Raw genomic sequence first — 438 nt, 5'->3', positions numbered from 1 at the left:
GTGCCGAGGGTCTCGGCGGCGGAGTACAGGTACAGGCCGTGGCCGGCCTCGTCCCGGACCTTGGCCATGAGGATCGCCTTGCGCTTCAGGGAGGGTGCACGGGTGATCCAGTTGGCCTCGGGCTGCATGCCGATGATCTCGGAGTGCGCGTGCTGGGAGACCTGGCGGGTCAGGGACTTCCGGTAGGCCTCCGGCATCCAGTCGCGGGGCTCGATGCGCGAGTCCTCCGCGATCAGGCGATCGAAGTTCTCCTGGCCGGCCGCATCCTCGGGGGACGGGACGGAGGCCAGACGGGTGGTGGAGCTGGTCTGCGTCATGGGGTTCACCTCACGCTGAGTGCGGGCTGATTCCGTGGTCAAGGTGCGCGGGCGCGCACCGAATTACTGACCGCTCGTTCAGGATAGGTCAGGGTGTGACCCCGGTCAACACGTCCTTCCC

1 protein-coding gene is annotated in these 438 nt (G+C 67.6%); it reads right to left on the bottom strand.

Annotation, left to right across the window (positions count from 1 at the left end; all coding sequences use genetic code 11):
• The coding region (locus EVJ28_RS13970) for a Phenylacetic acid catabolic protein (protein ID WP_201739266.1) at positions 1–317 on the bottom strand (317 nt) is incomplete at its 3' end.
• Positions 318–438: the final 121 nt, after the last annotated feature.

This window comes from Exiguobacterium sp. SH3S3 (assembly GCF_004337115.1).
Lineage (GTDB): Bacteria > Bacillota > Bacilli > Exiguobacteriales > Exiguobacteriaceae > Exiguobacterium > Exiguobacterium aurantiacum_A.
Note: the sequence above shows the minus strand (reverse complement) of the source record. Positions and strands in the feature narration are given on the sequence as shown.